This window comes from Polaribacter sp. PL03 (assembly GCF_033875165.1).
GTDB lineage: Bacteria > Bacteroidota > Bacteroidia > Flavobacteriales > Flavobacteriaceae > Polaribacter.
Window position 1 is genome coordinate 102,749 of record NZ_JAWZSV010000005.1, and the last position, 22,516, is coordinate 125,264.

The 22,516-nt window shown below is 30.9% G+C and carries 8 protein-coding genes; 3 read left to right on the plus strand and 5 right to left on the minus strand.

All coding sequences use genetic code 11. The features are described from left to right. Positions 1-12: 12 nt before the first annotated feature. From SHK09_RS11720 to SHK09_RS11730, 3 genes are read left to right on the plus strand one after another with little or no spacing between them, the layout of a single operon-like run. On the plus strand, positions 13-810 hold the full coding sequence (locus SHK09_RS11720) for an alpha/beta hydrolase (protein WP_319810972.1): 798 nt from the start codon (positions 13-15) through the stop codon (positions 808-810). A 48-nt stretch (positions 811-858) separates the two neighbouring features. Continuing rightward, positions 859-1,308, plus strand: a complete 450-nt coding sequence (locus SHK09_RS11725) for a retropepsin-like aspartic protease (RefSeq protein WP_319810973.1) — start codon at positions 859-861, stop codon at positions 1,306-1,308. Between the two features lie 19 nt (positions 1,309-1,327). Next, positions 1,328-1,780, plus strand: a complete 453-nt coding sequence (locus SHK09_RS11730) for a GatB/YqeY domain-containing protein (RefSeq protein ID WP_319810974.1) — start codon at positions 1,328-1,330, stop codon at positions 1,778-1,780. A gap of 564 nt (positions 1,781-2,344) precedes the next feature. Here the strand turns inward: SHK09_RS11730 and SHK09_RS11735 are convergent. The 5 genes from SHK09_RS11735 to SHK09_RS11755 form a co-directional block, all read right to left on the minus strand. Beyond that, entirely contained in the window at positions 2,345-7,672 is a 5,328-nt protein-coding gene (locus SHK09_RS11735) for an ice-binding family protein (RefSeq protein ID WP_319810975.1), read from the minus strand. Between the two features lie 325 nt (positions 7,673-7,997). Next, entirely contained in the window at positions 7,998-8,975 is a 978-nt protein-coding gene (locus tag SHK09_RS11740) for a response regulator (RefSeq protein WP_319810976.1), read from the minus strand. 283 nt (positions 8,976-9,258) lie between these two features. Then, on the minus strand, positions 9,259-10,236 hold the full coding sequence (locus SHK09_RS11745; protein ID WP_319810977.1) for a response regulator: 978 nt from the start codon (positions 10,234-10,236) through the stop codon (positions 9,259-9,261). A 56-nt stretch (positions 10,237-10,292) separates the two neighbouring features. Further along, positions 10,293-12,596 carry a PAS domain S-box protein gene (locus SHK09_RS11750; protein WP_319810978.1) on the minus strand — a complete coding sequence of 768 codons (2,304 nt, stop codon included), beginning with the start codon at positions 12,594-12,596 and terminating at the stop codon, positions 10,293-10,295. A gap of 413 nt (positions 12,597-13,009) precedes the next feature. Continuing rightward, positions 13,010-22,414: a T9SS type A sorting domain-containing protein gene (locus SHK09_RS11755; protein ID WP_319810979.1), complete on the minus strand. Its 9,405-nt coding sequence runs from the start codon at positions 22,412-22,414 to the stop codon at positions 13,010-13,012. Positions 22,415-22,516: the final 102 nt, after the last annotated feature.

A 22,516-nucleotide genomic window follows, 5' to 3' on the forward strand; every position in this document is an offset into this window, starting at 1 on the left:
GAGTAAACGCTAATGAATTTGCTACTTATCTTTCTTGCATTAATAGCTATTATTGCTATCGTTTTAATGATTGTATACCTATTGCAAGAGAAGTTTATTTTCTTGAAAGGTGAAAAAATTGACAGAGAACATCAATTCACATTTTCTAATAAATTTGAAGAAATATTTATTAAAACAGACGGAAATAATGTAGTTAATGCGCTTCATTTTAAATTAGACAAGCCAAAAGGAATTATTTTATATTGCCACGGTAATAATGGTAATTTAGAAAAGTGGGGAAGTAGAGTTTCTTATTTTCTTAGCTACAATTATGATGTGTTAGTCTTTGATTATAGAAATTATGGTAAAAGTACTGGTGCGTTTATAGAAGATAAAATGTATAATGATGCATTGTTGGTTTATAAGCACATTAAAGCAAGTTTTAAAGAGGAAGAAATTGTGGTTTATGGTTTTTCTTTAGGAAGTACTTTTGCAACTAAAATTGCATCAATAAATAAACCGAAAGAATTAATTTTAGAAGCACCTTTTTTCAATTTTAATAAAGCAGTTAAATTCTATTCTAAACTTGCACCAACGTTTCTTTTAAAGTATAAATTTAGATCTGATTTAGATATAGTAAATGTTTCTGCACCAATAACTATTTTTCATGGTAATAAAGACCAAATAACCTCTTTTAAAGAAGCAAAACTTCTTTTAGAGCAAAATAGTTGTAGAGATAATTATTTTGTTAAAATTGAAGGAGGAACACATCATAATATTAGAGATTCTAAACTGTACAAACTAAAGTTACAAGAAATTTTAGACCGGTAGTAATTTCTAAATTTTATAAATTGTATTTTTGATGTCTTATCTATTTATATGAAACGTTTAGAAAAAATATTAAAGAAGCATAAGTATATTAAAATTCCTTTAAAAAGAATAGCGACAAATCACCTAGAGTTAAAAGCAAAAATTAACGGAGTGAAAGGACGTTTTATTCTAGATACTGGAGCATCTAATTCTTGTGTTGGTTTAAATTCGATTGAACACTTTAACCTAATAGCAACAGAAAGTGAAACTAAAGCAGCAGGTGCAGGAGCTACTGATATGGAAACACAACTTTCTAAAAGCAATAATTTAGTAATTGGAAAATGGGTTACTAATAAATTACATTTAGTTCTTTTCGATTTATCACATGTAAATACAGCTTTAACTCAGCATAAGGCAAAAGAAGTAGATGGTATTATAGGCGCAGATATTTTACAGAAAGGAAAGGCATTTATAGATTATAGTAAAAATGCTTTGTACTTAAGAAAGGTGAAAAAATAATTAATTTAAAATAAAAGATATGAGTTTGCAAAAACAAGTAATGGACAAGATGAAAGAAGCAATGAAAGCGAAAGATACAATTGCTTTACAAGCTTTAAGAGCTGTTAAATCTGCTTTTTTATTAGCAAAAACAGAAACAGGTGTTCAAGAAGAATTAACAGAAGAACGAGAAATTCAAATTATTCAGAAACAAGTTAAACAAAGAAAAGACAGTGCCGCTATTTTTATAGAACAAGATAGAGAAGATTTAGCTGCACCAGAATTAGCTGAGTTAGCAGTTTTAGAACAATTTTTACCAGAAGCTTTAACAGAAGAAGAAGTAGAAGGTGTAGTTATTGCTACTATAGATGATTTAAATGCATCTGGAATGCAAGATATGGGTAAAGTAATGGCTGTTATGCAAGAGGAATTAGCAGGACAAGCAGATGGTAAACTTATTTCTACATTAGTTAGAAAACATTTAATGAAATAATTTATTCGTTTTAAATTGTGCCTTACCTAATTTAGGTATAACATTAGATTTAAACAGTTAGTATTGCAAGTTTGAATCTTTTTTAAATCACAATAAAAAAACCTAGAGTTAAATTTTTTTATTAACTCTAGGTTTTTCCTTTTTTCAGTCTACTGTAACGCATAGATAAAAGTGCATAAATAATTACTATAACGATTTTATTATTTACAAAAAGTTCAGGATGTGGAGTAATATTTGTAGCTGATGGAACAATTTATAAAAGGCGTTTTATTATATTTTTTAATGTTAAAAAAAGACCCAAGGAGGTTGTACTTATGTGTTAAATACAAACCTCTTATTGAGTCCTACAAATGATAGAGTATAATTACCCCTAATTACCGTTATCACTTGATTATAACCTGTTATGTATAAATTTAAAACTTATATAAATGAGTTTAGTTTTGTTGGGGACGCCACTAATAATTACAATTAAAGTAAAATGTTTAAAAAAACTTTAATAAATCATTTCTATAAGCTCTTTAGAATTTTTTTTCAAATTCCTATGAATGGGTATGCTTTTTCTAATTATTCAAAAATTATTTTTTTATTTATTTTACCATTATTTGTAGTAACTCTTATAATATAAATTCCTGATAGTAATTCAGGTTTTATTTTTAACTGAAAAGAACTCTTTTGTTCTTTAATGATCCACATTTCAATTTTCTTACCAAGAATACTAAACAACTCAACACCTTTTATATTTAATTCTCCATTTTTATGAATAACAATGTTTTTGTTGTTGTCTAAAAAAACTTTAAGAGATGTATTTGGTGTATATAAGTCTTCATTTGAGAGTGTTTTATCTTCTGTAAAAGACAGAACAAATCTATTTGTATACGTACCTTTTTCTAGTTGAAATGTTGCATAAGAATTATTTATTTTCTGTATTTTTCCTGTAATTTTATCTTTAATAAATATATTCTGATTGATGTATCTTTTTTCATCTATCATTATAGATACACTACCATCATAAGCCATTATAATATTTAGAGGTACTTCTAAGTTATTTGTTATTTCTTGAACACCAGCAATTACATATGGAATTTCATTATTAGGAAATTTCCAATAGATATCTGTATTGCCTAAATCATACATTTCAGAATCATAACCTTTATTAAAAACAAAAGAATTAGATTGGTGGAAAGAAATACCAATTTGGCGGTGTAAAGAACTTCCTATATCATTTGTAAAATTCATTCCTAGTTTTAAAATAGGTAGTTCAAATTGAGAAAGTGTATTTATTTTTTCTTTTTTACTTTTAAAGAATACCGATGTACCTGTTATTTCTGTCTTATATTCTCTTTGGCTATTCTTAAAAACAATTGGTCCGCCATTTGTTTGATCTCCTTGAATAAAAAAACCTTGACCTATTGCAATATATGGCTCTGGTGCTATATATGCTGCTGCATGTTCACTACCACCAATACTTGGCGCACATTCTATTTGGCCATCAACATTTTTAAACCTTACATAATCTATATAAATTACAGTTATATCATTTGATGTAAATGTAATATCACTACCAGTTTCAATACATAACTTTATAATACCTTCTGTATAATTTCCGCTTGTAGTAGGAAAAACAAAGTTACCTCTACTAGTATTATTAATCTTTATGTTTATGTTTTTATCTGATGAAGATTTATAGCGTACTCTTACTGTATCTACACCTCTAGAAATTTTAGCAAATTTTATAAAGTTATTCGTATTATTCATTGAAACCACGGTGTTATTTCCGTCTTGAAGTATTGTACCATTTTTTTGGTTTGCATCTTCGGCTTCAATAGTAAAGTCTATAGAAGTATTAAGAGAAGGGTCATTTGCAGCAACTCCCATAGCTATGTTTCTTGTTGCATAACCACCAATATAGCCTGTGAAATTATGACCAGCACTTCCTTCCGCATTACTTTCTGCTACATGTTGCCAAAAGTATAAAGTAGCACTAGTTGAGTTTATATTATCTTCTATAAAATTTTTAACACTCATGGCAGAAGGAAAAGGATTTCCTATTAAATAAGATTCATTAGCACCTACAGAAGTTGTAGAGTTAAATGAGCCATCATTAGGAGTTCCTACGAATGTATAATTTTGGGTTCTTCCTGGTCCTTTAAAGATGTAACCATCTCCTTTATTGATTGTTCCGTTTTTGTATTTATGTTCCCAATTAGATCTTCCATTACTACCAGTAGCATAGGTGTATAACCAATAATCTGCTAAAGAAATCGGATCTGAAGTTGAACCATCATAACCACCAACAAATGTTATGTCTTTGGCAATATCAGTAATATTACTTGTTGCATCGAGACTATTTGTACCGTCTTTTAGAACACTTTCTATTGTATAAGTATTGGTTGTTAGAGTACTTACAGGTGAGCTCATGTAATTAAATCTATACAAGCTAGGAACCATAGAATTTTGATCTACTAAAAGTTTACCATTACCAAATACTTTAGAAATTTCTTCGTGTGTTTGTATTAATTGAGAAGTACCTATTAAACGTATTTCATCATTTGAGTTTACTAATGTAACCTCATCAGTAACTACTAATAAATTATCTGTTATAGCTAATTTACTATTGTTATTTATTACAAGTTTTCTAGCACTAAATGGAGTACTAATATGGTTGTAATTTTCACTTATTGTAACATTTCTAGATCTATCTGGGTAACCATTTGACCAAGCATTACCAATTCTTGTAGTTGTATTTACTCTATGTAAACCTAATAAAGTATTCGCATTTTCATTCGAATTTATAATTTCTGAGGTTAATGGATCATGTGGATGTCTTTCTGGTCCGCCAGAATTTAAAACTCTATAAGCATCCAATGCAGGGTCAATAAAAACAACCCATTCACTTGTGGTATAAATTTTATTAGGAATTAATGTTTCGTCTTTTCTTACCAAAGATGTTTTGTCTGCAAAAGAAGTTACAATATCATATCTATATGCAAAAGAAGTTATATCGTTTGATGAAGACATTGTTATTATATCATCTCCATTAATAAAGTCTGTTATAAAATCATTAGTAAAAACAGCTGTATTAATTCCTAAATTAGAAATACTACTAGCAGAGTTTTTAATTAATATAGATTTACCTGGTGCTAATGAAGATGTTATTAAATAAGAAATGTCTGGAATAACACCCATTTGATCGCCTGTTTTATTTTTATATAATTGAATATTGATAAGATTATCCGCAATACTCTTTGTATCATGAATATTTGTAATTTCTATCCATCTTTCATTATTAAATTGATATACTTGGGTAATCATAGGTATACCGTCATCTGTTGTATCTCTGTAATCAACATCACCAATTGTTAAAACATCATCATCTTCATCTATAAAATTGTCTGTTTGGGTATTGTCGTATTTTCCATTAACATCTATATACCCTAAATCGACATTACCTATTTCTGCTAGATTGTTAAAACCATTAATACCAAATACACCTGTAGACAATCCATTTCCATCGTTTGGTAAATTGCTTCCAGATTCTATTACATCAAATAGATCATCTCCATCTGAATCTAAATCCAAATAATCTGGAATTATATCTGCATTAATTATTGTGTTTTCATCTGTGTTTTTTGGAGTAATACCAATAGACCCTATTCCATTAGAATTACCGTTAAGACTTGTGTCATAAGCATCATCTAAACCGTCATTATCAGAATCTGTACCTGTGGGATAAATGTAGTTTCTTGTAGACTGTGCTTCAATACTATCAGGAATTCCATCGTTATCTGAATCTAAATCTAAATGATTAGGAATACTATCTCCATCTGTATCACATGTTAATACATGTTCAAAGTTAAGATCATCAAACCTTGTAAATGAAGTTCCGTTCTGATTGTTGTAGATATAAAATCTAAAATAATAAGTAGTTCCTGCGGTTAAAAAATCATTAGAAGGTATATTGTAAGGTAAATATCCTTCATTTTCCATGCTAGCTATATGTAGATCTTGAAACTTTATAGTTGGGGTGTTAAAGTTAGCATTTGTATCTATTTCAAGTGCCATATCAAAATTACCATAAGCACCTTCTGGTCCACTATTACTAGTATACCAGCCAAGAGCTATGTTTTTTGTTAATAGGTTTATACTAGGAGTATATGAAACTTCTACATAATGATTTGAAGCTTTAGCCATTGCAAAGCTATTTTGATTTGCATTATTAAAGACATATGTATATTGACTGCCGGTTTCATTTAAAGATCCAAAAGAAATATTTGTTGCAGATATAAAATTAGGGCTACTTATTTGTGTTCGGTCTTCATATGTTGCGTAATCAGAGTTTCCTTCATCATTTCCTACAGTAGTTGTATTTGCCGTTTCAGGATCATTATGCTCCCATTCAATTATTGTTTCTGTACATAATTTTAATTCTTCAATATCTAAAATACCATCATTATCATCATCTATATCTAAAGTATCTGTTATACCATCTCCATCAGTATCTATAGGAGATAAAGAAGTAGATGTAACACATTCTGGGTTATTATAAAGAATACCTGTATTGGTATTAACTGCACCACCTGTTGAAAGCTGTCTACCTGCTAAAAAGACACCTGCTCCTGAGTTACAAGCACCTCCATGAGAAATAAAATTTCCTTTTAAAATAGAGCCTGCTCCTATGTTAACTGCACCTGTGGTAACCCCTGCACCTCCAAGCCAAAAAACATTACATCGTTTTGCCCCATTAGTTAAAATTATTTTTGATTGTGCAGCGATATTTAATGCACCAGCAAATCTCATAACAAATATAGCATCTGCATCACCAGCTGCATCAAGAGTAATAGTTCCGGCTAAAGAGCCTGCTCCAGAAATATGGTAAACACCAGGACTAAGTGTTTCTCCTGCTCCAAAAGCTGGTGCAGCATGAACTGCTGTAGGAGTTAAAGCCATAAGATCTATATAAGCATCATCTAAATCTGTTTTTGCTTGTGCCGTTAGAGCATTTGCAATATGTTCATTTCCTATATGAATTCCGTTCGTGTAACCACTTATACTACCAGAGTTTGTACCAATTTTTCCATTAACTCCTGATATACCAGTATTTCCTACAGCACCTAAACTACTGTAAAGAGCAAAATCTGATAAAACACCTAAAATATCTAAAGTGGGAGTAGGGGTGCAACTCGATTCGCAAAACACAGGTATAGTACTTGTACAAGAAGGTGGGGCAACGATAGCACCAACACCAGTAGTTATTGCCCCAGACATTGTTAGCATTCTTCCTTCAAGAAGAGCACCTGCACCTAGACCAACTGCGCCTACTTTAGAGAATAATGTTCCTTTTATATCTGCATTTGCGGCAACAGAAATAGCACCATCAGCAATAAAGAAAACATTACAAGATTTTGTGCCATTAATTAAAGTGATTTCTGCGGCAGCTCCTACAGTAAATGCACCTAAAAACTTAATTACAAAGAAAGCATCTGAGTTTCCCTCTCCATCAAGAATTAGGTTTCCTCCTACGGAACCTGCTGCACCTGTATAATACACTCCGGGAGTAATAGTTTCACCACCTCCAAAAGCAGGAGCGTGAGTACCAGGATAATCTACAAATAGGTCATTAAGGTGAATGTATGTCCTCATTAAATCGAACCTTGCCTGTTCTGTTACTCCATTTGCATTGTATGTATTACCAGTATAATTTCCGCTTATTATACCTAAGTTAGAACCTACATCTCCTGTCCAAACTGCATTAGCCCCATTTGTAATTCCCCCATCACCACTAAAACCTTCAAAAGAGGAAAGTATTCCTAATTCTAATGTTTGGCTAAAGCTAATATTTGAGAGCAGTATTAGTATAGCAGTTATTATTCTGATGAGTAATTTTTTCTTCATATTTTTTAGATTAAACAAATTTCATAATCATAATTAACTATAGCAAAGGTGGCTGCTGATGATAAACTATACTATAATTACTGAATTATTAGGTAGTATATTGTAGTACAAATTTCCGTTTTAATAAACTGAAATTAATCAGTACTAATACTCTTTTTATGTAAAATAAAATCCGTAAAAATACGTAGACACCTTGTTATTAAACTATTTTCTAGATGTTAGAAATTAAGTTTTAACATTCTTATTGTATTGTTTTAAAACGTGTATTAGTTATTTTTAAGAGTAGTAATTAGTAGAATAATTTAACATATAAATTGTTTAAAAGTTAGTCTATAACTATTAATCGATTACGAATAGCATACATTATAAGTTCTGCAATGTTTTTACTTTCTGTTTTTTCTAAAAGATTTGCTCTATATGTTTCTATAGTTCGTTGTCCTAAAAAAAGAATTTTAGAAGTTTCTAAAGTAGAGCTGCCTTTACATATTAATTCTAGTACCTCTAATTCTCTGTTGCTTAATTTAGTATGTGTGTTTAGATTCTCTTTAAATGTATAAGGAGTAAGGTTTTTAGTACTTATTTTAATAATATTACCTGCAAGACAAGTACTACCTTTATAGGTTATTACAGAAGCAAATAATTTAATAAAAACAGTATTTAAAGTTTTATGAGTTGTTTCTATTCTTAACGATATAGAACCTTTTGCCTCTTTTAAACAAGAATTAAAATCATTTATTATTTTTAGTTTATTGCAGTATTTACTATCTAACAATTGATCGAAACTAATTAATGAAAATTCATCATAACTATAACCAAAAATATTTGCTAGAGGGGTATTGTAAAGGATAAATTCACCATTTCTGTAGAGGTAAATAGCAAATGTAGGATGGTCTATTAAGGCATGAAGTTTTTCGTTATTAATTTGTTTAATATTATCGTATTTAGCGAGGCGTGTATTAATAACTTTTAACAATTCATAAAAACTAAATGGTTTTGTAATATAATCATCTGCCCCTAACTGCACACCTGTTCTAATATCTTCATTTTTTGCTCTAGCCGAAAGAAAAACTAAAGGAATTGCAGCAGTTGATTTAACCTGTTTAATTGTTCTATAAAAATCATAGCCGTTCATTTTAGGCATAGATATGTCACAAATAATAAGGTCTGGTAAATGCTTTAATGTTTGTTTAACACCTTCAAAACCGTCTTTGGCTACAAATACCTTAAAGTTTTGTCCTCTAATAAATTCAGCTGTATTTTCTCTTAAGACGATTTCGTCCTCTACAATAAGAATTTTTTTCATAAAAAAAATAACGTAATAAGTATTTTATGGTTTATTGAAGATATAGAAACTGTTCTATGCTATTTTTTAATTGAAACAAGCATTGTAATAAAAATAGGTATAACTAATAATCTGTAGTTAATAAAAATCTATTTGTACTAGTTATTTAGCAAAGTACTGTCTAAAAAAAACTAAACATATCAGTACTAATACTCTTTTTTATTAAAATTTAAACACCTTTCCGTATTTATACGGAAAGGTGTTGTTAGATAAGATATTCTGAAATTTATTTTTTTAAAAAGTATTACTCTATTATAATTAGTCTGTTTCTAATAGCATACATCATAAGTTCTGCAATATTTTTACTTTCTGTTTTATCTAACAAGTTTGCTCTATATGTTTCTATAGTTCTTTGTCCAAGAAAAAGAATTTTAGAGGTTTCTAAGGTAGAATTACCTTTACAAATTAACTCTAACACCTCTAGTTCTCTATTACTAAGCTTTATTGATGTTTTTGAAGTTTCTTTAAATATAAAAGGACTTGGTTTTTTATGATCTATTTTAATTACATTACCAGCAAGACTTGTTTTGCCTTTATAGGTAATTACAGAACCAAATAATTCTATAAAAACTGTATTTGAAGTTTTATGAAATGCTTCAAACTTTATAGAAATAGAACCTTTAGATTCTTTTAAACAACGATTAAAGTCATTTAATATTTTTGTTTTATTACAGTAATTTTCATTAAGAAGTTGTTCGAATTTTATTGAAGAAAAAGTGTCATAATCATAACCAAAAATAGCTGCTAATTGTCTGTTATAAACCACAAGCTTATCATCTTGGTATATATAAAGGCCTAATGTTGGGTGTTCTATTAGTGCATGAAGTTTTTCATTATTAATTTGTTCAAGTTTATCATATTTAATTAGTCGTGTATTAATTACCTTTAATAGCTCGTAAAGGCTATAAGGCTTTGTAATATAATCATCTGCGCCTAGTTGCATACCTGTTCTAATGTCTTCTGTTTCTGTTCTTGCAGAAAGAAATACTAACGGTATTGTAGAAGTAGCTTTAATTTGTTTAATAGTTTTGTAAAAATCGTAACCATTCATGTTAGGCATAGATATGTCACAAAGAATTAAATCTGGCAAATGTTTTAACGTTTGCTGAACACCCACAAGTCCATCTTCAGCTACAAAAACCTCAAAATTTTGTCCCTTAATAAATTCAGCAGTATTTTCCCTTAAGACGATATCGTCTTCTATGATAAGAATTTTTTTCATTTATAAAAAATTAGAACGTTCTGTATTTTTAGTCTTAATTAGAATTATTTTATTTTTTATTGTTGTAAGTAGGGTAAAATAATTATAACAGCAGTACCTTCATTTACAACAGATTCTATTAGCATTTTACCTTTGTGAAGGTCTACAAATCTTTTTACAACAGATAATCCAAATCCTGTTCCTTGAGCAGATCCTTTATTAGAAGCTCTATAATAAGGCTCTAATAAGTATTTTATTTCGTCTGTAGGTATTCCTATTCCTAGATCTTTAATTATAAATTTTACTTCCTTTTTTTTAGTTTTAGATAAATGAATTGTAATGTTTTTACTACTATATTTTAAAGCATTAGAAATAATATTATTTAGAATATGACGAATCATAATCGAATCCATATAATAGCTTTCAATATCTAATTTAGATTTTATAATTACTTTTTGGTTGGTTTCTGAGACACTTAAGTTCTCCTCGATAATTTCATTTATAAGTGGTAATAACTTAATGTTTGTAGGTCTAAAAAAAGATTTACTAGTTTGTTCTTCATCTATAAGAGATACATCGTCTAAGAGTGCTTTAGTATGTTGGACGGCGTCGAATATTTGTTTAAACTGTTTTTCTTTTTTTTCTTTACCCCATGTATCATTATAAATTTGTAAAAGTTGTACACTAGAAAGAATTCCTGCTAATGGCGTTCTAAACTCATGTGATACTGTAGATATAAATTGTGATTTTAAAATATTAACTTCTTCTAATTTATTGTTTAATTGAACCAACCTTTCTTCTTCAAGTTTTCTTTTAGAGATGTCGTTTATAGTTGAAATAAGTAAAGCTTGACCATTAATAGACAAAGGACTTGTATAAATCTCAATGTCACAAGTTTCACCTGAGGCTAGTTTATGAATAAATTCGAAATATGATGGACCTGTAAGTGTAAATTTTTTCATCTCTTCTAGTATGTGTTCAGAAGAAAATGTACTAATGTCAGATAAAGTCATTAATCTAAAATCTTTTAATGAATAACCATAAAATCTTGCAGCAGCCGAATTTACATCAATAATATTACCATTTATAGGATCTATTAAAAGCTGTGGTGTTTGATTTTTTTCGAACATAGCATAATATAACTGAGCACTTTCTTGTAGCGCCTTGTCTGCTTTTTTTCTGTCGGATATATCTCGAATATGACACAAAATCACCTTGCGAGTATCTACCATATAAACATTACTTACAAACTCTACATCTATTGATGTACCTGCTTTTGTTTCTAACGGCATGTCTTCAAATCGAATATATTCTTTATTTTGTAACTCGATAAAGGTCTCTTTAGAGGTTGCTATGTTTTTAAAAACACCAATTTCCCAAAGTTCTTTTCCTACTAATTCATCATAATTAAAACCAATTAATTCTATAAGAAAAGGATTTGCATCTGTAATTTGACCTGTGATTGCATCGAGAATTAAAATACCTTCTTTAGAAGCTTCGAAAATTTGATGAGAACGTGTTTCTGCACTTTGTATTTTTTCAAGAGCGAGCTTTCTTTCTGTAATGTCTTGAATTACACCAATCATAGAAAGTTCATCCAATTCGTTATCATAACTAATCTCTCCCCAGCCATCTAACCACCTAACTGCACCATCATTTAAACGAATTATTCTATACTCTTTTCGAAAAGAAGTTTTATTAAGAATACATTTTCTTAAACAAAGCTCCATTATTTCTCTGTCTAATGGGTGCACTATATTTAACCATGTTTCCATGATGTTTAAAGGAGTATTATTCTGAACACCAAAAATAAACCTTAGTTCTTGTGATAATTCTAATGAATTAGTAGATATGTTAAATTGATAAGAACCTACGTGTCCTATTCTTTGAATTTCTTTAAAAACAGATTCGTTTTCTTGTAGTTTCTTTTTAAAAAATTCTTTTTCTGTTTCATCTATAGTAATTATAAGATATTGTTGCTCTTTTTCTATAAATTTAGCTGTTAAGCGCACAAATACATGTTTATCTTTATCTATAGTTAGTTCAATTTCACAATAATTTACACTATTCTTTTCTTTTGTTTTTAGTAAAAAGATCTTGAAGTCTAGATTATATTTCTCTGTAATAAATTGATTAAAAGTTAAACTATTTAATTCACTACGTTTCTTAGATAAAAGGCTTAGACCACTTTTATTAATATCTATTATTTTGTTATCACAATCGATAATAAAAAGTCCATTTGGAGAAAAATTAGAAAATAAATCTAGTTTATAAGCAAATACTTCTGCGCTTCTTTTTGTTTTTTTTAGTTGTTTGTTTTGAGCTTTTAGCTTCGTGTTTTGAGCTTTTAGTTCCTGAATTAAATTCTTAGATTCTATCATAGCTCGTGTTTGGGGGTTAACTAATTGCTATTTTACTTTTTAAATATTTATTTTTTCTATCTTATTATAGTTTTCTTTTTTTTTGCATCTGAATTCTGCTATTTTGAGGTAATGAGTTATTATTTGTAGAGCTATTTTCTAATTTAGAGCTTAAGAAACGAAAACAAGGAAATAATAGGGTAGAAGGTAACTATTGTAAATGTAGTTAAATTTAATAGTTATTTGTCTTTTAGTTTTACTCATTAAATAGAATAAAATAATTAGATACTTTTTGCTGAAATATTTACTATTAATATATTTAAGAAACAAAAAATTAGAAAGTTGTAATATTTATTTTTAATAAAAAAAAAGCCAAACTTAATTAAGTTTGGCTTTTCTTATTCAATAAAGAATATTTTATGATAAAGATTTCTCTATTTTTTATAAAATATTTTCTTACTAATTATACCTTTTTCAGTTTTTATATTTACAATATAAACTGCATCAGATAAGTTTGTAACTTTTAATCTATTCTCAATTTTAGATGCTATAGTATTCCAACTTTTAGCTTTCTGACCTAATATATTGAATAGTGTTACAGATTCTATATTTAAACTGTTTCTATTATTAATAACTAGCTCATTACTTTCTTTATCTAAGAAAATAGAGATCTGGTTTTCTAAAACGGGGTTATTTACATCGTCTGTTGCTAAAACTTTTCCTTCTTTAAAAACGATTGCAAATCTATCTTTGTGCTCTCCTTTATTTAATTGTAAAGCAACTTGATTGTCTGTAATAGAATATGTTCTGTTTTCTAGTTTATCTTTAACAAACATATTTTCTGTAATTCTATTAAGATCATCAATTTTTAAAACGATAGTACCTTTATAATTCATTGTAATCTCGAAAGGTATTTCTAAAGATGTAGAAACATTTTCAACTCCAGCAATTACATACTTACTATCATTATTAGAAAACTTCCAGTAAATATCTGTTGTACCTAAATCGTTTATTTCACTATCATACCCTTTGTCGAAACCAGAACTGTTATTAGGGCTAAATGAAACACCAATTTGACGGTGTAAAGATTTTCCTTCTTCACTAACAAAATCCATTCCTAATTTTAATAAAGGAAGTCTATTAAAATCATCATTTTCAACGATTCCATCTTTTGTTTTCTTTGATGTTTTAAAGAAAACTGAACTAGTAGTACCTTCAGTTACATATTGTCTTTGGCTATTGTTAAACACAATTGGTCCTCCATCTACATCTCCTCCAATAAAGAAACCTTGGCCAACAGGAATAAAAGTTCCTGGAGTTTTATACAAACTAGCATCTGTTCCACTAGAAGGTGCACAAGTAATATCTCCATCATCATCATTCATAACAATGTTATCTACTGCAATTGGATTTGTGTCCAAAGATTCGAATCTAATTATAGAGCCAACAGTAAGACATTCATTAATAGTAAATGTTGAAGTGTTAGGACTTGCTGGTAAATTGTAAGTATTTATAACTTTATTATCTACTTTAAGTATTAATGATTTACCAGTTACAGATTTATAATTTATATTAATTACATCTGTAGCTCTTGTAATAGCATTAAATTGGATAAAACTTATATTGTTATTCAAAGTAATAAAGTTTACAGCACTGTCAACTAAAAGTAAACCATTAGTAGTTGCGTTTTCAGCCTCTAGGGTAATATTAAATGCTCCAACAGACGGTTTTAAACCAGGTACTGCCATTGATAAGTTTAATGTTGCATACCCACCAATATAACCAGCATAGTTATGACCACTACTAGCAGTAGAACTATCATCTTCTTCACCTACATGGTCCCAGAAATATAAACTACCATCTATAGAACCAAGGTTGTCTTTAATAAACTTTAATCCGTTTAAAGCAGAAGGGAATGGGTTTCCTAATAAATAAGAATCATTTCCACCAACATTAGTAGTTTGCGCTCCATCATTAGGGTTTCCAACAAAAGTATAGTTTTGATCTACTTCTGGTCCTTTGAATATAAAACCATCTGTAGATTTCATTGTTCCACTTTTAAATTTCTGTGCCCAACTAGATCTATTACCATTAGAACTTGCAAAAGTATAAATCCAATAATCTGCAATATTAATTGGTGTACCAGTACTACCATCAAAACCGCCAACAAAATTTATGTTTCTTGCTATGTTTAATGCTCCTTGACCAACAACACCATTATGGCTAACAGCGTTTGTACCATCTTTTAAAACACTTTCTACACTATAAGTTTGTGCACCAAGAGTTGTAACAGGAGAACTCATATAATTGTATCTATAAATATTAGCTAAACCAGTATTTTGTTCTACATATAATTTTCCGTTACCTGTAACATCTGAAACACCAGTATGTGTTTGTACAAATTGACTATTACCTAATAAACGAATCTCTGCATTATCTGCTATGTTTATATTATTTGTAACTACTAATAACTGACTGTCTAAAGATAAAATATTTGAACCTTGTACTTCTAATTTACGAGCACTTAACCTTTCATCTTTATGTTCATACTTTTCATTAACAACTACATATCTAGATCTATCAGGAAAACCATTGTTCCAGATATTGCCAGTTCTTACTGTTTTTTCAATTCTATGTAATCCTAACAACGTGTTTGCTTCTTCACTAGAACCTACAATTTCTGATATTAAAGGATCATGTGGATGTCTTTCTGCAGCAGTTATTAAGAATTCTTCTGGTCTTAATGCATCGTCTATAAATACAACCCATTCATTTTCTGTATAAGTTTCATTAGGAATTAATGTCTCATCAATTCTAACATAAGATGTATTATCATCAAAAGCTTCTACTACATCATATCTATTAGCATAAGACGTTGCGTCATTTGTTGTAGAAAGTGTAATAATATCATTTGCTCCTGCAATATCTGTTAAAGCATTATTCGTAATATTAATTGCTGAACTATTAATGTTTGTAATAACGTTTCCAGTATTCTTAAAGATTACAGATTGACCAGGTGCTAAAGCTGAAGTAACTGTATAAGTTACATCTGGTGTTACATTAACTTGTTCTCCTGTTTTATCTTTATATAATTGAATTTTTATAACATTTGCAGGAATACTATTTACACCTTGAATGTTTGTTATTTCAATCCATCTTTCTGCACCAAATTGATATACTTGTGTAATCATAGGAACTCCATTTTCTGAAGTATCTCTATAATCTAAATCTCCTATACCAGGATTAAAGTTAGCATCTTCATCTCCATATGCTGTTTCAAGATTTGTAATATTTGTTACTTTATCACCATTACCTAAACCGTCATTTACAGTTGAACCTGCTATACTAGCGTCATTATTATCATCGAAGTTATCATCTAAACCGTCATTATCTTGATCCGTTCCTGCTAAAGTATTATCAGTATCACCATTTTCAGCAATATCTAAAATACCATCATTATCTGAATCTAAATCTAAATAATCTGGGTTGTCAGTTCCATCTGTGTTTTCAGGATCTAGCCCTATAGTAGTTGCTGTTTCATAAACATCATCTACACCATTCATGTTCGCATCAGTAATACCTACACCTACACCACTTGGAGCAGTATAACCTATCGAAGTTTGACCTTCAATATTATCTGGAATACCGTCATTGTCAGCATCGATGTCTACATGGTTTAATTTATCATCTCCATCCAAATTTGCATTCGGATAAGAATTAGGTTTTCCGTCATTATTAGTATCAGCACCAGTTGCAATTAATACGTTTGAAGTATTGCTACCTGCAGTATCCGTTCCATTAGCTAAAGCATTTGTAGGGTCACCATCAACTGCATCGTTAAAACCATCGTTGTCAGCATCAACAAAATTATCTTCTAAACCATCTCTGTTAGTATCATTACCACCAGCTTCAATTACATCAACAATACCGTCGTTGTCAGAATCTAAATCAAGATAATCTCTTATTCCATCCCCATCTGTATCATTAGTTGGTATAGAGTTAGGTTTTCCATCATTATTAGTATCTGCACCAGTAACGATTAATACGTTTGCAGTATTTGTTCCTGCAGTATCCGTTCCGTTAGCTAAAGCATTTGTAGGATCTCCATCAACAACATCATTAAAACCATCGTTATCAGCATCTACAAAGTTATCTGCTTTACCATCTCCGTTAACATCAGTTCCACCAGCTTCTACAACATCTGCGATACCATCGTTATCTGCATCTAAGTCTAAATTATCTAAGATTCCATCATTGTCAGTATCTCCGTTAGGATAAGAATTAGGTTTTCCATCATTACTAGTATCTGCACCAGTAACGATTAATACGTTTGAAGTATTTGTTCCTGCAGTATCCGTTCCGTTAGCTAAAGCATTTGTAGGATCTCCATCAACAACATCATTAAAACCATCGTTATCAGCATCTACAAAGTTATCTGCTTTACCATCTCCATTAACATCAGTTCCACCAGCTTCTACAACATCTGCGATACCATCGTTATCTGCATCTAAATCTAAATGATTTAAAATACCATCATTATCAGTATCACCAGTAGGGTAAGAGTTAGGGTTTCCATCACCATTTGTATCTGCACCTGTAATAATTAGAGCATTGTTTGTATTTGTTCCTGCAGTATCTGTTCCGTTAGCTAAGGCATTTGTAGGATCTCCATCAACAACATCATTAAAACCGTCGTTATCAGCATCTACAAAGTTATCTGCTTTACCATCTCCGTTAACATCAGTTCCACCAGCTTCTACAACATCTGCGATACCATCGTTATCTGCATCTAAATCTAAGTGATTAGGAATACCATCATTATCTGTATCTCCGTTAGGATAAGAATTTGGTTTTCCATCATTATCAGTGTCTTCACCGGTAACAATTAAAGCATTGTTTGTATTTGTTCCTGCAGTATCTGTTCCGTTAGCTAAAGCATTTGTAGGATCCCCATCAACAACGTCATTAAAACCATCGTTATCAGCATCTACAAAGTTATCTGCTTTACCATCACCATTAACATCAGTTCCACCAGCTTCTACAACATCTGCAATACCATCGTTATCTGCATCTAAATCTAAATGATTTAAAATACCATCATTATCTGTATCTCCGTTAGGGTAAGAGTCTGGTTTCCCATCATTATCTCCATCAGGTCCACTAATAATTAGTGCATTGTTTGTATTTGTTCCTGCAGTATCCGTACCGTTAGCCAAAGCATTTGTAGGATCTCCATCAACAACATCATTAAAACCGTCGTTATCAGCATCTACAAAGTTATCTGCTTTACCATCACCATTAACATCAGTTCCACCAGCTTCTACAACATCTGCGATACCATCGTTATCTGCATCTAAATCTAAATGATTTAAAATACCATCATTATCTGTATCTCCGTTAGGGTAAGAGTCTGGTTTCCCATCATTATCTCCATCAGGTCCACTAATAATTAGTGCATTGTTTGTATTTGTTCCTGCAGTATCCGTACCGTTAGCCAAAGCATTTGTAGGATCTCCATCAACAACATCATTAAAACCGTCGTTATCAGCATCTACAAAGTTATCTGCTTTACCATCACCATTAACATCAGTTCCACCAGCTTCCACAACATCTGCAATACCATCGTTATCAGCATCTAAATCTAAGTGATTAGGAATACCATCATTATCTGTATCTCCGTTAGGGTAAGAATCTGGCGCACCATCATTATCTGCATCTGGTCCTGTAGTAATTAATGCATTTGTTGTGTTTTCTGAAGTACCATCTTGTCCAACATCCCCATCAACAACATCATTAAAACCATCGTTATCTGTATCTATAAAATTATCTGCTTTACCGTCTCCGTTTTCATCAACACCACCAGCTTCAATTACATCAGGAATACCGTCGTTATCAGCATCTAGATCTTGCGAGTTAGGAATACCATCACCATCAGTATCGATATTTGAAAGATCTGTACCTCCATTATCTGAATCATAACGATCATCTAAACCATCATTATCTGTATCATTAGTAAGTGTTCCGTCAGGGTTTATATTATCTATTAAACCGTTTCCGTCTGTATCTGTACCACCAGCTTCTACTAAATCTGGAATACCATCATTATCTGAATCTAAATCGAAAGAGTTAGGAATACCATCATTATCTGTGTCTGCACAAGTAGAAATACTTACAAAGTCTAGAGCAGCTCCAGCACCAAGTGATCCAGTAGAAGGAGGTGTTGCTTGAAATTGAAGTGTAGTTTGTGTTGTTGTTGCAACAAATTCTTGAGAAAAAACATACCACTTTTTTGGGCCAATAATTCCACCTATTTTACCTTCAGATGTAGCAACAAGGGTTTGATTTATGATTGCTGTATTAGAAGCATCTAAAATGGCAACATTTAGTGTAACATCTTGATTCGTTTCATGACCTACATCTTCTCCCCAAAAGAAAGAAAGTGTATAGCTTTTACCTACAATAGTAGTTACAGTTTGAGAAAGTATGTTACTTACACCACCAGTAACATCATTGTTACCTAGAGCATCTAAGTATTGATTACCTTTATAAGCGTCTGCATAAATCACAGTTGGATCCCAACTTGGAGATTTACCACCAACCCATCCATCTAAATTTTGGGTGTAATTCCATCCTTCTAATGTATTTGTATTATATGTTGTACCAATAAATGTACCTCCAGGAGAGGTAAAACCACCAGGGAATATACTTGCATCTGAGAAATCTTGATTTTCAAAATCACCATTTGTAATTAGGTTTTCACACCCCTCATCTGTATCTGCAATACCATCGTTGTCATCATCTAAATCGATAGAATCTGGAATACCATCATTATCGTTATCTAAAATATCTCTATAATCGACATCTCCTGTTTCAGGAAAATCAGTGTCTTCATCTCCATATGCTGTTTCAAGGTTTGTAGCGTTTGTTACTTTATCACCATTGCCTAAACCATCATTTACTGTCGATCCATTAATACTAGCGTCATTATTATCATCGAAATTATCATCTAAACCATCTCCATCTATATCAGTTCCTGCTAATGTGTTATCTGTATCTCCGTTTTCTACTATATCTAAAACTCCATCATTATCTGAATCTGCGTCTAAATAATCTGGTTTATTATCTCCATCTGTGTTTTCTGGAACAAAACCAACAGTATTACTAGATGTGTTTTCATAAACATCATCTACACCGTTTTCATTTGTATCTGTAATGTTTGTACCAACTCCACTTGGTTGAATGTATCCAGCAGATGTTTGTGCTTCAATATTATCTGGAATACCATCATTATCTGCATCTATATCTAAAAAGTCTGGAATACTATCTGTGTCTGAATTTAAAGGAGTAAGACCAGTTCCTGCTGAACTTGGAACACCATTTGTAGTAGGTGTTGTACCTACTGCACCGTCTGCAATACCATCTTGGTTTGCATCTGTTCCACCTGCTTCAATTACATCTGTAATACCGTCATTATCTGAATCTAAATCGAATTTATTAGCAATACCATCATTGTCACAGTCTGGTGCTTGTACAACATCACTAAAAGCAATTTCCCAACGATCGTTAACCAAAGCATTTTGGTTAGGATTCATAGAAACTTTTATAGTTACGGTTCTAAATATACCATTTAATCGAACACTACCTGCAGCAGTTCCTGCTAATGGTGGTCCACATTCAGAAGGAGTACTGTTGTAACTAATACCAGATGTTCTAGTAATTGAGCTAGAAGTTGTATCAAAATGAATGTCATTTTGTTGTAATTCTGTTAATGTTATTCCTGATGTTAAAACTGAAATTAATGAAGAAGTAGTTTTACCATCACCACCACCACCACCTAAACGGTCGAAATGTAGTACTGGGTTAATTACATCAACTCCAAAATCAAAAGTTATTTCACCTGTACTTGGTGTTCCATTAATATTACCATCTGGGTGAAATGTATGTCTTATACTTAAAGAAGGATTGTTAATAATAGTAGGTTCGCTGTAAGCTCCACTACATGACATTACATCGTTTGTTAAAAAATCATTTAACGCAAAACCTGTTCCTGCTCCATAATTTGTAGCAGAAGCAACTACATTAATTAAACCAGCAGTAGTTGCCCATGTTCTAGCAGAACCGCTTCCTGAAGCTGTCCAAGTACCAGAGTTAGAAGGAGTACCTACAATACAATTTTCATTTTCAATAGTATCTAAAATACCATCATTATCATCATCTAAATCTATATTTGCTGGTATACCATCTCCGTCTGTATCACATTGTAAACTTATAATATTTGAATTAATAGAACTAACATCTGTTTGTCCTCCATTAGCATCATTTGGTACACCATTTACATCTGTACCATTTATAGAAACGTCTATTGCACCAGAAGCATCTAATTGAGATAATGTAATACCTCCATTAGCTTCAATAGCATCTGGACAACCATCACCATCACTATCTGTATCTTTATAATCTGGTATTAAATCTCCATCTGTATCTATATCTGTACATATTAGGTGATCTTGAACTTCTAAATAACTAATAGCTAATATACCATTAGAAACAGCCGTCATTTTTAGTTGAATGTACCTTGTATCTTTAGTTAAGATATAATCAATATTTTGTGACGGTGTAGATGTTTTTGTAACAGCCGCTAAATTAGAAGTTGAAGAACCATCTGAATTAGATTGCTCTATAGTAATTGCTTTTGAAGAAGTAGAAGTTGCAGATATTTGAAACTTTAAAGTTGTTCCTACAGGAATAAAACTTCCTAAATCTATAATTAAATTATCTCCAATAGCGTTAAATTCTGCACTTGCACTACTAGGTGTTAGTATGTTATTTGCATTTATTACATTGTTGTTTGCAACAATAGCGCTCGCAGATTTAGCAGAAACACTGTTACAAATTCTTTCATTAATATCTAAGATACCATCATCATCGTCATCAGCATCATTAATATTATCGCCATTGTTATTTACAGAACTGTTATTTAAAACAAAAACTTTTCCATCGAAATGATCTGATGAAGCTGCTGTATATTGTATTCTAGAAATTTCTGAACCGATAGGAACAAAGCTTTCTAGGTTAAATAAGGCAAGACCAATTGTACCTCTATTATCTACAACTCTGTCTGTTAACCAATAGTCTGAATTTGCACTTGGTGGATTAAATGCACCTGGAGTACCAAGACCTGGGTTAGCACTTGTACCACCAAAACCCCATCTAGTAGTGTCTGGGTTAATAAAAGTTTCTCCTAAAGATACTTCTGAAGTTCCGTTTGCAGGAATTCCAAAAATTTCTATATGAATACAGTTATTAGCATTTCTTTCTGTAACAGCTAAAATAGAACCAGTACTTGTTATTGTATTTGCAAAGGTTAAAGTTTGCCTTTGAGAAAGTGTAGTATTCTCTGCGGTATAATTATCGCAAATATTAACACCGTTTGAAGAAGCCTGAAAATAGTGATTTAAGTTTCTGTCTTGAAAAGCACTTAAAGCAGAAGCAGCCCAAGTAGCGCTAGAACTAGTAGTTTCAATATTTGTACCGTTAAATCTTATACCGTTTGGGTTATGTCCATTCTGCCCAAGTTGAGTTAAAGCGTAACCAGAAGGTGCTTTAAAATCATCATAAACACTACCGTTTATGGTAATACTTTTTATAGTTGCAGAATTACTTTGATTTGTTTGTGTATCACTCCATTGAAAAGTTACGCCAGATTGAATGCTAGGTGCATTTGTTTGTGCGGTTAGACTTATTGAAGTAAATAATAAAAAAGAAATAAATAGAGAGGGCATAAAAGCAAAACGAAGCCTTCCCCCAAAGGATTTCGTTTTCTTAAATAGGTTGATCATTTTAGAAATTATATTAAGCTACAAAAGTAGTCATTATTTTATATATATCTATGACACCTATTATTGTTTAAAGTCACTTATTTTTAAACGATAATTTTAGAG